Below are 17,345 nucleotides of genomic sequence, written 5' to 3'. Positions count from 1 at the left end.
TCTTAATGCTCTTTCATTTTTGTCTCAATGCTTGTTTTCAAATCAGTTGATACTTGATTGAAATACCCCAAAACGATCTCCCTAATATCATCGGATATAACTTTCAAATCACTAGCTAAGTTTTCAGCGAGATGTTCTTTTTCTATTGGCTGTAACTTCGTATAAAATTCACCAGCCTGCGTAAAGTCATCCTGTTTCATTATAGAAGTTCTTTCAAGTTTACCTTCAACGTACCTTCCTTCACCGGTTGTAATTTGATTAGCAGGTGTCCAATCTTGCTGCTGGTTAATCGTTAATTTGCGAAATTCTGGACCAATTCTTCTTCTTTGTGAATCACTGTAAATGTTAGCGCGCCCTTGCAGCATTTTATCATCTGATAGTTCTGCACCATCCAGTAAATTAGAAGGAGAGAATGCGACCTTTTCTACTTGTTCCATAAAATTTTCAGGATTTTTATTTAATACCATTTTCCCGACTGGTATGAGAGGATACGTCTGTTCATCCCATACTTTTGTGTCATCTAAAGGATCATAAGAAAGGTGCGCTTCATCTTTCGGATCCATGAGCTGGACGTATAAACCATACTCCACTGGTTTACCATTTTCAATAGCATCATATAAATCTTTCCCGCTATAATCAGGATTTTCAGCAGCTAATTTAATTGCTTCTTTACTAGTAATGTACTGTACACCTTCAAATGGGTACCAATGATACTTTACATACTTTCGATTACCTTCCGCATTTCTCCATACATATGTATTAACACTATGTCCTGGAATGTGGCGAAGACTTTTGGCCGTACCATTATTAGAGTATAAACGGACAACAAAATGAATAGATTCAGGTGCTTTAGCGACAAAACTCCAAAATCTATTAGGGTCTATTAAGTTATTTTTAGGTGAAGGCAATAATGCTTGAATCGTTTCAGGGAAACGCATTGGATCACGGACAGAAAAAACAGGAATGTGATTACATAAAAGGTCAAAAATGCCTTCTTTTGAATAAAATTTTGTGGAAAAACCGCGTACATTTCTAGCAGTATCCGGTGTTCCTTTCGTACTAACAGCTAACGAAAATCGAACCATAACAGGAACTTTCTCATTAGAATTTTGTAAAAAACTTAATTTAGTATGTTCAGACATCGAATATATCGTTTGAAAATAACCGAACGCACCAAATCCTTTTACATGAACAGGTCTTTCTAAAATTTTTTCATGAATAAATTGTTGTAATGACTCATGCAGTACACTATCTTGCTCTAGTACAGGTCCACGTGAACCAACTGTTTGAGAGTGAAATTTAGCTGGTTCAGTAAGTTCTCGATGTTTATTAAAGTCTTCTTCTAATAATTCTTTCCTATGTTTATCATATTTTTCATTCATCGATATAGCCTCCAAATTTTTTCGTCGATTGTTACTAAATATGATTTTATAGTCTCGATTATGTATGACATACAAAGTTCAAAGCAGTAACATACCGCTAGATGAAAAAAACACATATGTAGTGGACCTGTTGAAATAGAAGAAATTATGGAAAAATGAATATCGGGAAGAGAAAGCACACGTTTTAATAAAAAATGTGGAAGAAAACCACTATTAAAATTTCAATCTTAAAACTTAATTTATAAACGATTATATAGAGAATAAACGTTAAAAAAGGAAAAATAACTAGGAGGAATTTAACATGTCGGATTGGTTTCAATTAGATAAAGAATATATGATGTCTACATATTGTCGGACAGAGGTTGCAATGGAAAGAGGAGAAGGATGTAAACTATATGATGTAGATGGTAAAGAGTATTTAGATTTATTTTCTGGCGTAGGAGTAAATGTACTAGGATACAATCATCCTAAAATTGTACAAACGACAATGGAGCAAGTTGTGAAATCGTTGCATTTACCGTTTCATTTCTTAAACCCAGTTGCAATTGAGTATGCAAAGAAATTAGTAGAGTGTACTTTAAAAAGCGGAAAAGTCTTTTTTACAAACTCTGGTACGGAAGCGACAGAAACGACATTAAAATTAATTGATAAATATAGATCTATTGCGAATGAAGAGCGTGACGGAGTAGTTGTGTTAAAAGATAGTTTTCACGGGAGGACGTTAGGGGCACTACATTTTACGAGACAAGAAAAGGTATATCAAAATTTCCCTAAAACATCTATTCCTGTATACGAAGTAGAGCGTGAGAATATAGACCAATTAGAGGAGACCATTATTAAAGAAAAACCAATTGCGATTATGCTAGAGCCTGTTTTAGGAAGTGGGGGAATTTATCCTTTATCAAGTAAATATTTGCATGGTGTTCAAAATTTATGTGAAAAATATAATGTACTTCTTGTCGTTGATGAAGTTCAAAGTGGTATGGGTCGAACGGGAAAACTATTTGCTTATCAAAATTTTAATATCACACCGGACATTATTCAAATTGGTAAAGGAGCAGGAGGCGGGATACCGCTAGGAGGAATTATTGTAGGTGAAAAGTTATGTGATGTATTTTCACCAGGAGATCACGGGACAACGTTTGCTCATTCATCAATGGGAACAGCTTTAGGTTTAACGGTATTAAATACATTACTTGATGATGGGTTAATGCAAGAAGCTTATGAAACGTCACTATATTTGAATGACAAACTGCAAGACATTCAGAAAGAAAATTCTTATTATATACAGGAAGTGCGTCATGCTGGCATGATGTTTGGAATTAGTCTGAATGATACGAATGAAAATGTGAAGAAATTACAGGTTGAGCTAATGAATAAAGGAATGTTAGTCGATGTAACACAAGGGAATATTATTCGATTACTTCCGCCGTATATTATTACGAAAGAGGAAATTGACGCATTTATGAATCAGTTTATTATTTGTTTAGATAAAGTTGCTGCTGTAGTAAGTGCTTAAAAATTAAAGCTATATTTTATATAAAGTGCACTCTAATTGTTGGGGATAGTTTACAATTGGGGTGCATTTTTTATAGTTGAATTTTGTAAAATACAGTCGTTTGTATATGATAACGGAAAAATAGAAGGAATTTCGTTATATTTGAGTGGTGAAGAAAAGGGAAAGTAAGTATAAAGATAGTAGATAAAGCAGGTGGTTTAAATAACTAATGATAGAACGTTTTGAAAATAATAGCATACGAATATATAAATAATAAGAATGAGGTGATATATTGGAAAATAATGATATTCAATTTACTTCTTTACAAATGAGAACGGATAAATATGGTTGGGCTAGTATTCAATATACAAATAAAAAGCAGGCTATCTTATATACTCAAAATAGAGGAGTAGAATGGGATGTTGTCAATCCTCTTAATTCAATTGTATTATTTGGGTATCCAATAAACGCTCGAAGCTCTTGGGCATATGGTTTAACAAAAAAGAATGACGATTTATTGCCAGCTATATTTTATACAGTTAATAGAGGAGAAAGGTGGAGTGAGTTTATTTTACCGGTTGAAGAAGATTGGGAGAAATCGACTGATGTTCAAGTACAATTGCATGCTACGAATATGGATAGTATATGGATTGTATTATCTAGAAAGCTCGCATCAAATAAATTTGAACATAATTTATACTATTTGAAAACGAAAGGGAAAGTTTGGAAAGTAATAAAAAATATAAGTATTAGTGATAGTATTTCAGGGATAACATTTATAAACGATCTAATTGGGTTTATTTCATTACAAAAACATTATGAAACATCAACGGTATTTAAAACAATAAATGGTGGGGAAAGTTGGCATCCTATAAAAGATATTCCAAGTCTTGAAGGAATTAATAATGGGACTGCTATGGCTTATAAAGCAATCTATAAAAATAACTTATTAGTAATACCAACTAAAAAGAATGATGATGTATTTTTAATGAATTACTCATTTGATAAGGGGAATTCGTGGCATATTTCAAATAAAACAATAAATACTAGTAAAGTGGCTGTTTCGTTTTTTAGTTCCTATTATGGCTGGGTTATAAATAGTGAAAATGGAAGTGTGTATCAAATAATAAAAAAAGGAGCAAAATGGATTAAAGTATCAAGTAATCCATTGTTAAAAAATGTATTTTGTTTGCATTTTTTTAATCGGCGTAAAGGTTGGGCGTGTAATAAAAAAGAAATATTTACTACAAAAGATCGCGGTATAACATGGAAAAAGGTAGTATATAAAATTAATAATATTGATAAATTTATTTAAAAAAGTCCTAAAGAAATTAGGACTTTTTTTGTTTTTTATGGTGAGAGTTGTAACAAACAATGATAAGAGAAAGGAGGTAAGTGCAGAATTATATTTTTAAAAATAGACGTTTGTTTTCACACAGTATAATTCACTTTTGAATATGTTAATAAAGTAGCAAATTCATAGGAAATGGTAATACTTAATATTTTATGTCACATGATGTGTAAAGGGGGCGTGTAATGAAATCGTTAACGGTTATTATTTTGTACAGTGAAAGAGAGCAAATATTAGAAGAGTCAATTCAATCTATATGGAAGCTAAATCCTCTTGAAATTATAATTTTAGTTCCTAACGATAGAAGTAATTTGTATGAAATAGCAAAGAAACATAAATGCCATATTGTTTTGATGGATAAATATAGTACGTATTATGATGGGTATGAAGCTTCTGTAAAGGCAGCAAAAGGAGATGTATTGTTATTTGTAGATAGTAATTTTTTATTATCCACAAATGAAATGCAGAGATTTATTGAGCCAATTGTTACAAATCAAGCCGATGTAGTTTTAAATAAAATAGATAAATTGATAGAAATAGGTAAATGTCCAAATATGGATATTGTATGGAGAAAAATGTTAAATGAAATTTTAAGTCGACCAGATTTAAAAAGCAATTCAATACTTTCGTTACCATATGCGCTTACGAAGGAAGTAGTGGAAAATATCGGCTTTAATTATATGGAAGATATCGTTCTATCTCATATGAAGATTGTGAATCAAGGGTGGCGGATTAACGATCAATATGCAATCAATACGTTATCTAAAGATGAGACTATAGAGGAAGGAGGATATTTAATAAAAAAAGAGTTATCCAAAAATGAAAAAGAGAAAGTAGAAAGATATTTACGCGGTATAGCTAAATGGATAGAGAAAAAAGGAAGAAGAGTAGGGTTTACTGATGCAGGAAAAAGAAGAGATATTGTTCAAAAACTAGGTGAATGTAAGCGATACCCTTCCTATCATCAAGGGTGGGGAATGCATTCTTCAATTTATGATGGGAAGCAACTTTCTGTCATTATACCAGTACAAAATGAAGAAGAGACTATAGAACAAGTAATACTTGAGGCGAGAAAAATAGAACCACTAGAAATCATCGTCGTTGTAAATGGTTCGACAGATCAAACGGCTAATATTGCTAAAAGACTTGGTGTTACTATTATTGAATATAACGAACGACTTGGTCATAATGTTGGACGTGCTATTGGAGCGCTTGAAGCTACAGGAGATATTCTTTTATTTATTGATGGTGATTTTAGTGTTTCAGGAAGTAATTTGCATCATTTTACAAAAGCAGTTTCAGCTGGTGTAGACATAGCATTAAATGATTTGAATCCGATGTTACACCCTCCGTTTTATGTTGTAGACGTCGTAAAATATATGCTTAATTTAGCATATAATCGTCCAGAATTAAGCAATGGCTCATTAGTAGCAATTCCACATGCTATGAGTAGATCATGTTTAGATGCAATAGGCTGGGAAAGCTTACTATGCCCTAGTCTTGCACAAGTAAAAGCAATATTACAAGGGTATAGAGTAGAATGTGTACATTACGTTGATGTTGTAAAACCGAATAGAATTCGTTTAATGGAGAATGTAAGTCACAATGGGCATCCTCCGGCAGTATTAAGAATCATTGGTGATCACGTTGAAGCTCTCTCTTACTTGATAGAACAACTTGAAATGGATGGAAAGGGTGATTAAACTGTTAGACCAGTATAAAATAATTAACATTTCATATGAACAATTATGGCAAATGGATTTTCAAATTACAGAACCATTTATACTCAAGGTTGATTGGGATAAAGTAACGTATGAATTTTTAATTCGTATTAAGCCCGATGCTTCTAACACTATTGTTTTTGGATCCGGAGCAGGTGGGTTTCAAGAACAGCCAATTGGTCCACCTATTTTTCATCGACATTCTTGGATGGATGAATTTGAAGATACTGTTATATATTATAATGACCCTACGTTATATCTTGGAAAATTATCTTTAGGTTGGGGACAGGGAGAGTTAAATAGATTTTATTTACAAGATATAGCAAATATTTTAGAAATAGTATTTGTAAAGTTAAAAGTTGATTCGAAAAATGTGTTGTTTTATGGCAGTTCTGGGGGAGGATTTATGTCTTTAATTTTAGCTGGATTCGTTAAGGGCTCCACAGCTTTCATTAATAATCCTCAAACAAATTTATTAAAATGGATACCTGTACCAATAAATCTAGTTTTCGATTTGTCTTATCCAAATTTATCAAGAGAAGAAGTTGAAGAGAAATTTGGTGAAAGAATTAATGTTGTGAAATTTTTTAATCACATTAAATATGTACCGAATATTTATTTTTTGCAAAATTTCGCGTGTGAATTTGATGTGCAAAATCATTTGCTACCATTTATTTCCGAATTAGAGCAACTTGATAAAGACACGGAAGTAAATCAAATTATAATTGACTTATATTTTGATAAAAAAGCAGGGCATGCAGCTGTAGGGAAGAGTGAAACAATTGAATATATAAAAAAAGTAAAACCTAATCAGACTGTAAAAGAAGAACAAAAAGAAGTGGACCTATCAGTTGTTATAGTTTTAGGAGAAGAAAAATCAAAATTGAATCAAATTTTAAATAAAGTGCAGCATATAAAACCACTAGAAATTATTATTGTAGCTGATGATAGAATGAGTGCGATACAATCTATACCAACATTTGTTGAAAGTAACGTTGTTGTGATTGAGGAGAAAAGTAAATGGAAAGCACCAGTTCATGGGGCAAAAGTCGCCAATGGTGATGTAGTCTTATTTTTAAATGGAGAAGATGTTATTTTTTCGGTAGAATTAGAACGATTTATAGAACCGCTACTAAAAAAGGAACAGGATGTAATTTTAAATAATATAGACTCGGTTTGTTTTGAAAAGATGAGAGTAGAATGGCCAAGCATTGCTATGGTGTATAGAAAAATAGTAAACGATGTATTGGGGCGTATGGATTTAAAATATGATTCGATGTTATCTATGCCATATGCTATTACTAAAAAAGCAATTGAAGACATTGGATATGATATCTTGCAGAACCCTATTCTGTCCCAAGTAACTCTTATTGAGAAAGGGTGGCGACTACAATCCTCGTCAGCCATCACTAACACCTCCTTGAATAATATGCCTGCAAACAAAACCTCTTTCTATAAAAATGGATTAACTAAATTAGAAGTATATGAGATTAAAGAAAATATAAAAGCTTTGGAGAGTTGGTTACAACGAAAAGATGATAGAGGTAATTATACAGATGGAGGAAGAAAAAGAGAAATTATAGAGCAGTTAAAAAAACAAAAGAATTATTCACGTTTCCATAAAGGATGGGGAATGAATTCCTCTATTTATAATGGAAAACAGTTATCAATTATTATACCAGCACAAAATGAAGAATCAACGATTAAAGAAGTTATTCTTGAGGCAAGAAAAATTGAACCGAAAGAAATAATTGTTGTCATTAATGGGTCAACAGATCAAACAGAAGCAATTGCTAAGCAATCAGGGGCAACAGTAATTGTTTATGAAGAAAGATTAGGGCATGATGTAGGACGGGCAATTGGTGCACAAGAAGCGACAGGAGATATACTTCTCTTTATTGATGCTGATTTTGCTATTCCAGCAAAAGATCTTCATCCGTTAACGCAAGCTGTTGCGGATGGTGTTGATATGGTTTTAAATGATTTAAATTTAAATCTTAGATTTCCTCTATATATTGTAAGTTTATATAAATATATGTTGAATATTGCTTGTAACCGTAAAGATTTAGGGGTAGGATCTACAATTGCTGTTCCCCATGCTATTAGTAGAAAATGTTTAGAGGGAATTGGCTGGGACACTCTTCACACAGCGTGTGTTGCACAAGTAAAGGCAATATTAGAAGGGTATAAAGTCGAATGTGTCCATTTTGTAGATGTAATGAAACCAAATCGCATTCGGCCACAAGAGCATTTTGCGACGATAGGACATCCACCAGCTGTATTGAGAATTACTGGGGATCATTTAGAAGGACTTTCATATTTATTGAAGAATAAGGATTTTAAAGATTTATTTTAAAAGGTAAATTTGTCTATTGAATGAGTAACTTAAACATTTCATTTATGCAACTTGACGATATTTAGTATTGCAATGAAACTAAAATCAAAAATTTTTATTATTTTTAGCTCAGGTACAAGTGAAGAGCATGTTTCACTGACTGATAGTAAATGAACAAGTAACTAAAAGGTAAAGGCTTCTTTATATATATGAAGAAGCTTTTATCTTTTTTATTTTAAGTATGGAAGGTAAAGAGTAAATAAAGTTGTAACGGTATTTTTATTTTGGGATAAATTGATATTAGATATAAGAAAGGAGGGAATATCTTGTCTTGCATCAATAAAAGTTGTTTTCATATTTCTTTAGAAACTAACGTCAATCCAAATGGTGGGGCAGAAATATTCGTAAGGTGCAATGATGAATGTTTATCTAATTTTAATGTAATACCGTTTATTGCATGTGTTTCTATTTCAGTAAAGGATGATTTGAGTTTTTTAGTTGATTTAGATAGTTTAATAAAACGTTAATTTTCTATGCAGTTAATAATAAAATAACATCTAATTTATAAGACTTAGTAAGAGAGTTGTGTCCGAATTTAATTAACTGCATATATTGTTAAAAGAAAGGAGGGAGAGTTATGGCATGTACTACGAATAATGTTTGTTTAGATGTGTGTCTTAAAATTACAATTACCCCTGGTAGTGGAATTGATGCAGTAGTCGATTGTGGAGGCACATGTGGGACAAGTCCTACTATTGTAATTAGTCCTAGTGGATCAATTGTTATTACTTTACCATTAGTTGCATGTTTCTCAATTGCACTAAAAGATGATTTAAGTGTTGACTCTTCATTAACAAGCCTCTATTTTCAAACTTCTTAAGAAAGATACAGAAATGAAAAGCCTGCCTGCTACTTTTCTTTTGATCTAATGTAAAAATAAAAAAGATGGTTACAACCATCTTTTTTTATTTTGCTATATATTTAAAATGAATTCATATATTATTTGGTGGTAAGAATATACAATTAAAAGTATTCAGTGTTTCTTTTTTGTTCAATGAGGTAAGAAATTGCTTCTATATGATCACCAATGATTTGTTGCGTTGCTAATGAAAGGTAGCCTTCCTGCGAGAAGTGTTTTTCTGGTCGAATTCGATTTATCTTGTCAACGTCGATAGAATGAACATTTTGTACATGCAATCCTGCTAAAATTGTTTTAACTTGACTTAAGGTTGGTGAAAGAAGAGAATCAAACCCAATTGTATCAATGCATTTTCGACTAAAAGCATGAGGGACAGCAGTTGTGGAGCCCATACCTAAATCTTTTCGATTACATGCTAAATTAACAACATGCTTACATGCAGTTACGATAGTATAAGGAACACGATACATGTAGTAGTGCTCTAATTTATTTAAAGCTAAATCGGTTCCATTTTGAACAGATTGTACAAATGGTAATAAATCAGAACTAGGAATTAAGAAATCACCATCAATAAATAATAATATATCACCTTTTGCAAAATATGCACCAACGGCACGTCCGGTATCAATGCCGAGTGCTTCTTTGTAAGTAATAACTGTTGCACCGCAATTCTTTGCCAATTCCTCTGTTTTATCTGTTGATCCATTAACAATAATGATGATTTCTAAAGGTTTTAATTTCTGCACCTCAAAAATGATAGATTCTATCGTTTTTTCTTCATTTTGAACAGGGATAATGATGGATAATTGTTTATTTCCATAAGTATTTGAATAAAACTTTTTACCTGTAATTATTTTGGGTATAGCTCTTTGTTCGCCGTTTTGAAGTTCTAAAATAATATCTCGCCTTCGATTATTATCAGTATAGTTTCCTCTTGAATTTTGTAATATATTTACCCAATTTTCAATTGCTTCTAGGTGATAACGAATGAGTTGTTTTGAGGGGAAGGAGGGAATTTGCGGTATAGAAATTTTAAAATGATTGCTAATGCGAAATTTATTTTTAATAATTTTCATTTGTGCCAATATCGGATTTAATAAACTTTCTGGAGTAATTGCATCAAGAATCTCTTTTGTTATTGCATAGGGAGGAAATAATAGTGAGTTAACATGTAAATCTGGACGATGAAAAAAATGATTCGTAACTTGCTGCCAAATCATTTCTATAGTTGGCTTTTGCTTTTGATAAAAAAAGTCATTTAAATTGTTTAATACTATGTCAGCTGATTCGTCTAGTAATGGTTGAAGAAATTGTGTAAGTAAGGAAGATTGGATAATGTAATTTGCATCTAAAAATAAGAGGTACTTACCCTTTGCTTTTTTTGCACCAATTACATAACAATTATTTGATTCTGTCGGTTCTTCTAGTGTGATAATTTTACAATTGTAAGATTGTGCAATATCAATGGAATCATCGATACATCCGTTAATAGTAAGGATAATTTCTAAAGGCTGTAGTTGTTCACAGGCTTTCAAAATTTCAGGTAAAACTTTTATGTTATGCTGTATACGAATAATAATAGAAATCGGATTTTTACACATAAGTAGTCTCCTTTTGAATCAGAGGTAGTTATTAATAAGGTTAGATAAAATAGGAGATATATATTTTATTATATACGTAACGACTATTTAGTTTTATCAGACTTAGAATTTTCATTACTTGAATTGGAACCTTTATTTATTCCAGACGCGAGTAAATTATTGAGAACGCTCAGGTCTAATTGCATAGGGATTGAGTTTTCGGATGTAGTTTTCTCATTTTCTTTTTTGGTAGTTAATATAGTCTTTATATTTTTTATTTCTTTATATTGTTTTAAGGTAATGAAAAATCCAGAAATAATGAAGAGAAAAGAAATAGTAGCAAGTAAAAGTATTATTTCCAACATAAAACACCCTCCTTTAAATCTATAATAATACTATATTTGAATGTAATAAGACAAAATTCGAGCTAATGAGTTCACTTTTTAAATATATGCAAATCTTTAGTAAAAGTTACTAATTTCTAGGTTAAAGGAAGCAATTATAGAAACGTTATAAATATAAATAAATGAAAATTTCATTTGTAGTGTAAAGGTATGTGTTATATAAGCTGAACGTCATTCTATAACAAGTTAAACAGGGTTTAATTTTATATAAAAAGAGCATTTAATTGGACAAATAATTAATTATGTGAAATAATAATAACAGATAAGGAGACGTTGCTTTTCCTTAAGTGCTTCGAATTAATTTTATTCAATAAGAGAAGGTGTGCTTAAAGAAGTTAAGTTAAATAAGGAGCTGTTTTATTATATGCAACAAAATAATGATTTAAATTTTGAACCTCAAGACGTTAATATTGTTAATCCTAAACAAGCCAGGAAAGCAGTAATTGCTACTGGTATAGGGAACGCAATGGAGTGGTTTGACTTCGGATTATACGCGTATTTAGCGGTAATTTTAAGTCAATTATTCTTCTCTGGTGTTGATAATAGTGGATTGCAACTTGTACTTACATTCGGTACATTTGCAGCAGCCTTTCTCGTTCGACCAATCGGAGGTGTATTCTTTGGTAGAATAGGAGATAAGTACGGCCGAAAAATCGTGTTAAGTACTACTATTATTTTAATGGCACTTTCTACATTATTCATCGCATTACTACCAACCTATGAACAAATTGGTGTATGGGCACCAATACTACTTTTAGTTGCCCGAATGATTCAAGGCTTCTCTACAGGCGGCGAATATTCAGGAGCAATGGTTTATATCGCAGAATCTTCTCCAGATAAAAAGCGTGGTATACTCGGTAGTGGTCTTGAAATTGGAACACTCTCAGGTTACATTGCTGCATCGGTAATTGTTACCATTTTGACGTTATTGTTAACAGATGAGCAAATGCTCAGCTGGGGATGGCGTATTCCGTTCTTAATAGCTGCACCAATTGGTTTGGTCGGTTTATACTTACGCCGTCATCTAGATGAATCTCCAATCTTTGAAGAGATGGAAAAAGCACAAGAGGAATCTGAAGACAATGAACAATTTTCATTCATGGATATTGTTAAATATCACAAAAAAGACTTCTTATTAAGCACAGTAATTGTCGCCTTCTTTAATATTACAAATTATATGATTCTTTCGTATATTCCTTCTTATCTAACTCAAGTACTTAAAGTCGAAGAAACAACAGGCTTATTAATTATTTCTATTACGATGGCACTTATGATTCCACTAGCACTATATTTCGGTAAATTAAGTGATAAAATTGGTAATAAACGCGTTGTGCAAATTGGTTTACTTGGTTTAACTGTATTTGCAATTCCAGCATTTTTACTAATAGGTAACGGACATATTGCAGCTATATTTGCAGGTATTTTCGTACTAGGTTTCTTCTTAAGTGTATATGAAGGAACATTACCTTCATTATTACCATCACTCTTTTTCACTGATGTACGTTATCGAGCACTTTCGATCTCATTTAATATTTCTGTATCGATATTCGGTGGAACAACACCGCTTGTATGTTCATACTTAGTTCATGCAACTGGTAACCCGCTCGCACCGGCATTTTATTTAGCAGGTGTAAGTATTATTGGATTAGTTGTATTTAGTGTACTATTCGTTACAACTTCAGGGCGTGCGCTAAAAGGTTCATATCCTACAGTAGAAACGAAAAAAGAAGCACACCAAATCGCTAAAGAAGACCCTGAAGAAACACTTTGGTGGCATGAAGAGTCATTAGAAATTGAAGCAGGGAAGAATGCTTCCATTTAAAAAGCAACGTAGAAGTACAAAAAGACTCCTATGAATATAGGAGTCTTTTTGTTACGTTATTTCTTTCATTTCTTCAAACTTTTTTGATATGCATAAAGCTTATGAATCTCTTCCTTAAATTCATGTAGAAGTACAGTGTTTGCACTATTTGAATAACGCACCGTATTATAAGTATCTATAATAATATCACTTTGAATATTTACATCTTCTTCATCGTTTATTCTTTCTAGCCAAGCCTCAACAGTTTCTCCCCGTTTTCTATTTAAAGGAGGGGTTAACTTACTCTCTAGCTTAAAAATTTCCTTCCGAATTTCGTTATGTGGCGGTTTATTTCGTTTAAAACGATTTTGGCTCATTCCTTCTTTATCAGTAATGATAGTAGATTCGAAGGCGGGCATATTTGGTAAACTTAAATGTTTTCGTTTTTTTACTATTTTCCAAACGACGTAAATAGCGATAGCTGTACAGACTATTATTGTAGTGCTATTTATGAGTATTGGATCAAAATCAGGAATTTTTTTTCCGTCTTCAATTTTTGGTTTTAAGAGATGTCCTTTATTTGCCCAAACATCTTCAGTATCTTTTAATTCCGCTGCTTTAATTAATGGCATTAAAGCATAGCCGAAGCCTAATGCGACTACTTCCGTTATAAAACCAAAAATAAGTCGAATGAAAGGAAATACTTGAACAATTAATATACTCATTAAGCCAATCGTAATGATAGAAGAAAAACGTAATAGTTGTTGTTTGCGATTTGCCCCGGTTAACCAAAATGTAATCATAAGATGCAAGGCTAACATTAATAGTTTCCACAACGGTGGAAAGGGTGCATAAAATATAGCTGAAACGACAAACCATACAATACCACCTAAAGATTTTTGAACTGGATATCCAGGTCCGACCACATGTACGATAAAGAAAAATAGTGGTAATATGATTGTGCCAAATAGAGAAAAAGGTAAAAATAAAGAGAAAAGAACGATTTGAAGAACTAAAAGTATTACAAATCCTGTTGTTTTTTTCTGCATAAATTTATGAATAAGAAATACTCCAATATAGCCTGTTGTTAAAAATATTGCAATACTAATTAGTTCATCTCTTTCTGTTAATAATGAAAGCAGAAGGAGCAGAATGAAATCATGAATGTGATATAGCCAAGTTTTCAACTGGTTCCACCATCCCTTCACTAGTAATGAGAAACGTTGGCTGCGAGAGAAGAGGGAGTTCATTTCTTTGTAAACCAATGTATATCATTGTAGACGATCGTTCTCTTTTTCTCTTTACATAATGAAGGAATCCTTGTTTCGGAAGTAACGTACTATCATCTGAAATACGGGCTAATTCTTCTAAAGCTTTTGCATATTGTGTTTGTCCTTCATTTAACGGTACATGTAATGCACCGCCTTCTGCTAATACACTAATAAACAATTCAAACGGAATGTGGTGCTTCGTTGCATACTGGAAAATGTATGTTGCATATGAAATAAGTTCTTCTACATTATCTTTCCAACCAAATCCACGATCGGCAGCTAAAGAAAGACAAATCGTCCAACTATAATTTTTTACAGGTTCATATTGCTTCGCCTGTAATTGTTGCATTTTAGCAGATGCCTTCCAATGAATAGAGCGGAAAGACTCACGCTCATATCGCTTTACACCGATAATAGATGTTTCATCATTGTAAAAAGAAAAATTCGTTCGATAAGATCCATTCAAAAGTTGCTGAAGTTCTTGCAAACCTGCTACTTCTTTAGGAGAAGGATACACAATAATTTCAGTCCTTAATTTATCAAAAACAGGTAAATGTACAGTTAATAGATGAAATGGATCTTTTAATACACATTCAAATTGTTCAATTTGAAACACACCACGCTTCGTGGCGGTTAATGTTAACCCCCATTTTTGTGCCGAATGTGCAGGTTGTGAAAATGGGAAAGAGAATAACGCTTTTGATATTTGTTCAATGCCTTGCTCTTTATGCGGTATAAGGGACGAATTTAAATGAAAGTAACAAACGCCATTAACGATTGGTATGCTGGCTCCATTTTTTAAATGAATAAAAAACTGTCCAGATTCCTCAGGAAAAATCCGTGTAGTTTGTTTCTCATTTATGATTTGAAACTTCTTCTCTATGAAAGCGACATATTTATAAATAAAAATCGCAAATAAATAATAGAAGAAAAAGAGAAACATAAGCATTCGTTGCGGGAAAAAGAATGTGAAAAGTAATGCGATTGGAACGGTTAGTTGAATAATATGGAGTTGAAAAAATAAAGGCACAGTTACAACACGCTGTCCATTCATGCTTGTTCAATCTCCACAGGTACGTCAACTTCTTTTAAAATACTTTGCATAATATCATTCTTTGTCGTACGCAGGGCACCTTCCATTGATAAGACGATACGGTGATTCCAAACAGAAGGAACTAACAATTGTATATCTTCTGGTGTGCAATATTCTCTCCCGCGTAAAAAGGCTAAAGCTTGAACAGCACGTACTAAAGCTAATGTGGCACGTGGGCTTACACCGTTAGCGATATAATCATGATTTCTTGTAGCATGAGCAAGTTTAATAATGTAATGTTCTAACGGTTCCGAAACAAATATTTCTTTTACTCGTTTTTGAGCTTCTAAAATATCTTCTAATGAGATGACAGATGTGACACTTTCTAATGGTAAATCGTTCCGAAAACGTCGCATCATTTGTAACTCATCTTTAGGAGTTGGATGACCGATTGAAATCGTCATTAAAAAGCGATCAAGCTGTGCATCTGGAAGAGGGAAAGTCCCTTGTGATTCAATTGGGTTTTGCGTCGCAATAACAAAGAACGGTTTCGGAAGAGGAGTTGACTGCTTCTCCAGCGTCACTTGTCGTTCTTCCATCGCTTCTAACAAACTCGACTGCGTTCTCGGCATTGCACGGTTAATTTCATCTGCTAGCAAAATGTTTGTCATAACTGGTCCAATTCTTAATTCGAATTCGCTTGTTTTTGGGTTGAAGTATTCAATACCTGTTACATCACTTGGAAGTACATCAGGGGTAAATTGAACGCGAGAAAAACTACCACCAATACTTTTTGAAATGGTTTTCGCCAGTAACGTTTTCCCAGTACCAGGCACGTCTTCGAGTAGTACATGTCCATCAGCAAGAAGTGAAACGAGCAGTAGATCAATAACATTTTCTTTACCAACAAACACAGATCCGATGTTTTCTTTCAATTTATTTATCATATGTACCATTCCTTTCATTATAAAAGAGCTAATATTTCTATATTTTAACAAATTATTCAGAAAATTGGTATGATTTTTTAATTCAAAGAAATGGATATTTAATTATTAAATTACTCTTGCATATTTTGGAATATAATTATACAATATCGATATACGATGTATCGCGAGTCGATATATCATATATCGATGTATCGGAGGTAGTTATAATGAATGCGAAGGCGCAAAAATATATTCCGTTAACTGAGGCGACATATTACATATTATTGTCACTCGTGAAGCCGTTGCATGGCTACGGAATTATGCAAATGGTAGAAGAGATGACAAATGGGGAAGTAAAGCTCGGCCCTGGTACTTTATATGGAAATACGACGAAATTACTAAAAGAGAAGTTAATTGTTGAAGTTGCCTCTACAGACAGAAAGAAGTGCTATGAGTTAACGCCGTTTGGGAGAGAAGTGTTAGAGCTCGAGTATAACAGATTGCAGAGATCTGTAAGGAATGGAAATAGTATATTAGGGGAGTGAATGAGAGATGGAGACAAAGAAGATATTCAAACCTTTCGCAGTATGGAGCTTAGAAAAAGAAGAAGCGTATTTACGTAAAATGCATCAACAAGGCTGGGCGTTACAAAAGTATAACGTAATGTATACGTTTAAGAAAACTGAGCCGAAAGATGTAGTATATAAAGCAGACTTTAGATTAGAGTATAAAGATTCGACAGAAAAACAAAAAGAATATATCCAAATATATGAAATGTGTGGCTGGAAACATGTAACGAGTTTTGCGAAGTGGAATTACTTTTGTAAAGAAGTAGAAGAGGAAAATGAGTTACCTGATATATATTCAGAGAAGGAAACGAGGATACAAAAACTTACTGAGTTGTTACAGTTTTTTGTAATTATGTTTGTAACAATAATGCCAGCGCTTTACTTATGTTTTCTTGGACCATCAGAATCTAGAATTCCTTATATATTTAAAGGCATGATAGGATTTATAGGTTGTATGTATTTATATATATTTATTAATGTATATTGGAAGATTAAAAAGTTAAAAAATGAAATATTGTAACAAAGATTGGGTTTATTAAAGAAGATGGTTGTATA

The 17,345-nt window shown here is 32.6% G+C and carries 15 protein-coding genes; 9 read left to right on the top strand and 6 right to left on the bottom strand.

What is annotated here, in order from left to right:
* Window positions 1–2 precede the first annotated feature (2 nt).
* The gene (locus C3Y97_RS14655; protein WP_001003610.1) at window positions 3–1,382 is read right to left on the bottom strand and encodes a catalase; all 1,380 of its coding nucleotides are present in this window, start codon (window positions 1,380–1,382) and stop codon (window positions 3–5) included.
* Between the two features lie 301 nt (window positions 1,383–1,683).
* On the opposite strand from C3Y97_RS14655, the gene C3Y97_RS14650 reads away from it, so the two are divergent.
* The 6 genes from C3Y97_RS14650 to C3Y97_RS14625 all read left to right on the top strand — a co-directional run bounded on the left by C3Y97_RS14650 (window position 1,684) and on the right by C3Y97_RS14625 (window position 9,167).
* A complete protein-coding gene (locus C3Y97_RS14650; RefSeq protein WP_001286474.1) occupies window positions 1,684–2,901 on the top strand; it encodes an aspartate aminotransferase family protein in 1,218 nt (405 codons plus the stop codon).
* 271 nt (window positions 2,902–3,172) lie between these two features.
* Entirely contained in the window at window positions 3,173–4,195 is a 1,023-nt protein-coding gene (locus C3Y97_RS14645; RefSeq protein ID WP_000429609.1) for a hypothetical protein, read from the top strand.
* A gap of 221 nt (window positions 4,196–4,416) precedes the next feature.
* The gene (locus C3Y97_RS14640; protein WP_000839312.1) at window positions 4,417–5,934 is read left to right on the top strand and encodes a glycosyltransferase; all 1,518 of its coding nucleotides are present in this window, start codon (window positions 4,417–4,419) and stop codon (window positions 5,932–5,934) included.
* A gap of 52 nt (window positions 5,935–5,986) precedes the next feature.
* Window positions 5,987–8,308 (top strand): glycosyltransferase, encoded by a 2,322-nt coding sequence (locus tag C3Y97_RS14635; RefSeq protein ID WP_002041379.1) that lies wholly within the window; start codon window positions 5,987–5,989, stop codon window positions 8,306–8,308.
* Between the two features lie 305 nt (window positions 8,309–8,613).
* Window positions 8,614–8,814, top strand: coding sequence for a hypothetical protein (locus C3Y97_RS28135; protein ID WP_060852006.1), 201 nt, complete (start codon window positions 8,614–8,616; stop codon window positions 8,812–8,814).
* A 110-nt stretch (window positions 8,815–8,924) separates the two neighbouring features.
* The gene (locus C3Y97_RS14625) at window positions 8,925–9,167 is read left to right on the top strand and encodes a hypothetical protein (RefSeq protein WP_000752474.1); all 243 of its coding nucleotides are present in this window, start codon (window positions 8,925–8,927) and stop codon (window positions 9,165–9,167) included.
* A 143-nt stretch (window positions 9,168–9,310) separates the two neighbouring features.
* Here C3Y97_RS14625 and C3Y97_RS14620 read toward each other — a convergent pair whose 3' ends face one another.
* Window positions 9,311–10,807, bottom strand: coding sequence for a glycosyltransferase family 2 protein (locus C3Y97_RS14620; protein ID WP_000335245.1), 1,497 nt, complete (start codon window positions 10,805–10,807; stop codon window positions 9,311–9,313).
* Between the two features lie 83 nt (window positions 10,808–10,890).
* The gene (locus C3Y97_RS14615) at window positions 10,891–11,151 is read right to left on the bottom strand and encodes a hypothetical protein (RefSeq protein ID WP_086385788.1); all 261 of its coding nucleotides are present in this window, start codon (window positions 11,149–11,151) and stop codon (window positions 10,891–10,893) included.
* Window positions 11,152–11,554: 403 nt separating this feature from the next.
* Between C3Y97_RS14615 and C3Y97_RS14610 the strand changes: the two genes are divergently transcribed.
* Window positions 11,555–13,012 (top strand): MFS transporter, encoded by a 1,458-nt coding sequence (locus C3Y97_RS14610; protein ID WP_086401670.1) that lies wholly within the window; start codon window positions 11,555–11,557, stop codon window positions 13,010–13,012.
* Between the two features lie 65 nt (window positions 13,013–13,077).
* Here the strand turns inward: C3Y97_RS14610 and C3Y97_RS14605 are convergent, their stop codons facing one another.
* Genes C3Y97_RS14605 through C3Y97_RS14595 form a run of 3 tightly spaced genes read right to left on the bottom strand, consistent with a single transcriptional unit; the run spans window position 13,078 to window position 16,242 of the window.
* Window positions 13,078–14,178 (bottom strand): DUF4018 domain-containing protein, encoded by a 1,101-nt coding sequence (locus tag C3Y97_RS14605; RefSeq protein ID WP_000860488.1) that lies wholly within the window; start codon window positions 14,176–14,178, stop codon window positions 13,078–13,080.
* Window positions 14,150–15,316 (bottom strand): DUF58 domain-containing protein, encoded by a 1,167-nt coding sequence (locus tag C3Y97_RS14600; protein WP_086401671.1) that lies wholly within the window; start codon window positions 15,314–15,316, stop codon window positions 14,150–14,152. Before C3Y97_RS14600 ends, C3Y97_RS14605 begins: the two co-directional genes overlap by 29 nt.
* A complete protein-coding gene (locus C3Y97_RS14595; protein WP_000608784.1) occupies window positions 15,313–16,242 on the bottom strand; it encodes an AAA family ATPase in 930 nt (309 codons plus the stop codon). The genes C3Y97_RS14600 and C3Y97_RS14595 overlap by 4 nt, the downstream gene beginning before the upstream one ends.
* Before the next feature lie 206 nt (window positions 16,243–16,448).
* Here C3Y97_RS14595 and C3Y97_RS14590 point away from each other — a divergent pair, with 206 nt between their 5' ends.
* Window positions 16,449–16,766 (top strand): PadR family transcriptional regulator, encoded by a 318-nt coding sequence (locus tag C3Y97_RS14590; protein ID WP_000991882.1) that lies wholly within the window; start codon window positions 16,449–16,451, stop codon window positions 16,764–16,766.
* Between the two features lie 7 nt (window positions 16,767–16,773).
* On the top strand, window positions 16,774–17,310 hold the full coding sequence (locus C3Y97_RS14585; protein WP_000448311.1) for a DUF2812 domain-containing protein: 537 nt from the start codon (window positions 16,774–16,776) through the stop codon (window positions 17,308–17,310).
* Window positions 17,311–17,345 lie beyond the last annotated feature (35 nt).

This window comes from Bacillus sp. DU-106 (assembly GCF_004799705.1).
GTDB classification, from domain to species: Bacteria; Bacillota; Bacilli; order Bacillales; family Bacillaceae_G; genus Bacillus_A; species Bacillus_A cereus.
The sequence above is the reverse complement of the archived record's forward strand: the minus strand, read 5'-3'. Positions and strand labels throughout refer to the sequence as shown.

Excerpts from the sequence above, each read along its gene's own strand:
- C3Y97_RS14655 (WP_001003610.1), bottom strand. The coding sequence starts at position 1,382 with ATGAATGAAAAATATGATAAACATAGGAAAGAATTATTAGAAGAAGAC.
- C3Y97_RS14650 (WP_001286474.1), top strand. The coding sequence starts at position 1,684 with ATGTCGGATTGGTTTCAATTAGATAAAGAATATATGATGTCTACATAT.
- C3Y97_RS14640 (WP_000839312.1), top strand. The coding sequence starts at position 4,417 with ATGAAATCGTTAACGGTTATTATTTTGTACAGTGAAAGAGAGCAAATA.
- C3Y97_RS14635 (WP_002041379.1), top strand. The coding sequence starts at position 5,987 with ATGGATTTTCAAATTACAGAACCATTTATACTCAAGGTTGATTGGGAT.
- C3Y97_RS14625 (WP_000752474.1), top strand. The coding sequence starts at position 8,925 with ATGGCATGTACTACGAATAATGTTTGTTTAGATGTGTGTCTTAAAATT.
- C3Y97_RS14620 (WP_000335245.1), bottom strand. The coding sequence starts at position 10,807 with ATGTGTAAAAATCCGATTTCTATTATTATTCGTATACAGCATAACATA.
- C3Y97_RS14615 (WP_086385788.1), bottom strand. The coding sequence starts at position 11,151 with ATGTTGGAAATAATACTTTTACTTGCTACTATTTCTTTTCTCTTCATT.
- C3Y97_RS14610 (WP_086401670.1), top strand. The coding sequence starts at position 11,555 with ATGCAACAAAATAATGATTTAAATTTTGAACCTCAAGACGTTAATATT.
- C3Y97_RS14600 (WP_086401671.1), bottom strand. The coding sequence starts at position 15,316 with ATGAATGGACAGCGTGTTGTAACTGTGCCTTTATTTTTTCAACTCCAT.
- C3Y97_RS14595 (WP_000608784.1), bottom strand. The coding sequence starts at position 16,242 with ATGATAAATAAATTGAAAGAAAACATCGGATCTGTGTTTGTTGGTAAA.
- C3Y97_RS14590 (WP_000991882.1), top strand. The coding sequence starts at position 16,449 with ATGAATGCGAAGGCGCAAAAATATATTCCGTTAACTGAGGCGACATAT.
- C3Y97_RS14585 (WP_000448311.1), top strand. The coding sequence starts at position 16,774 with ATGGAGACAAAGAAGATATTCAAACCTTTCGCAGTATGGAGCTTAGAA.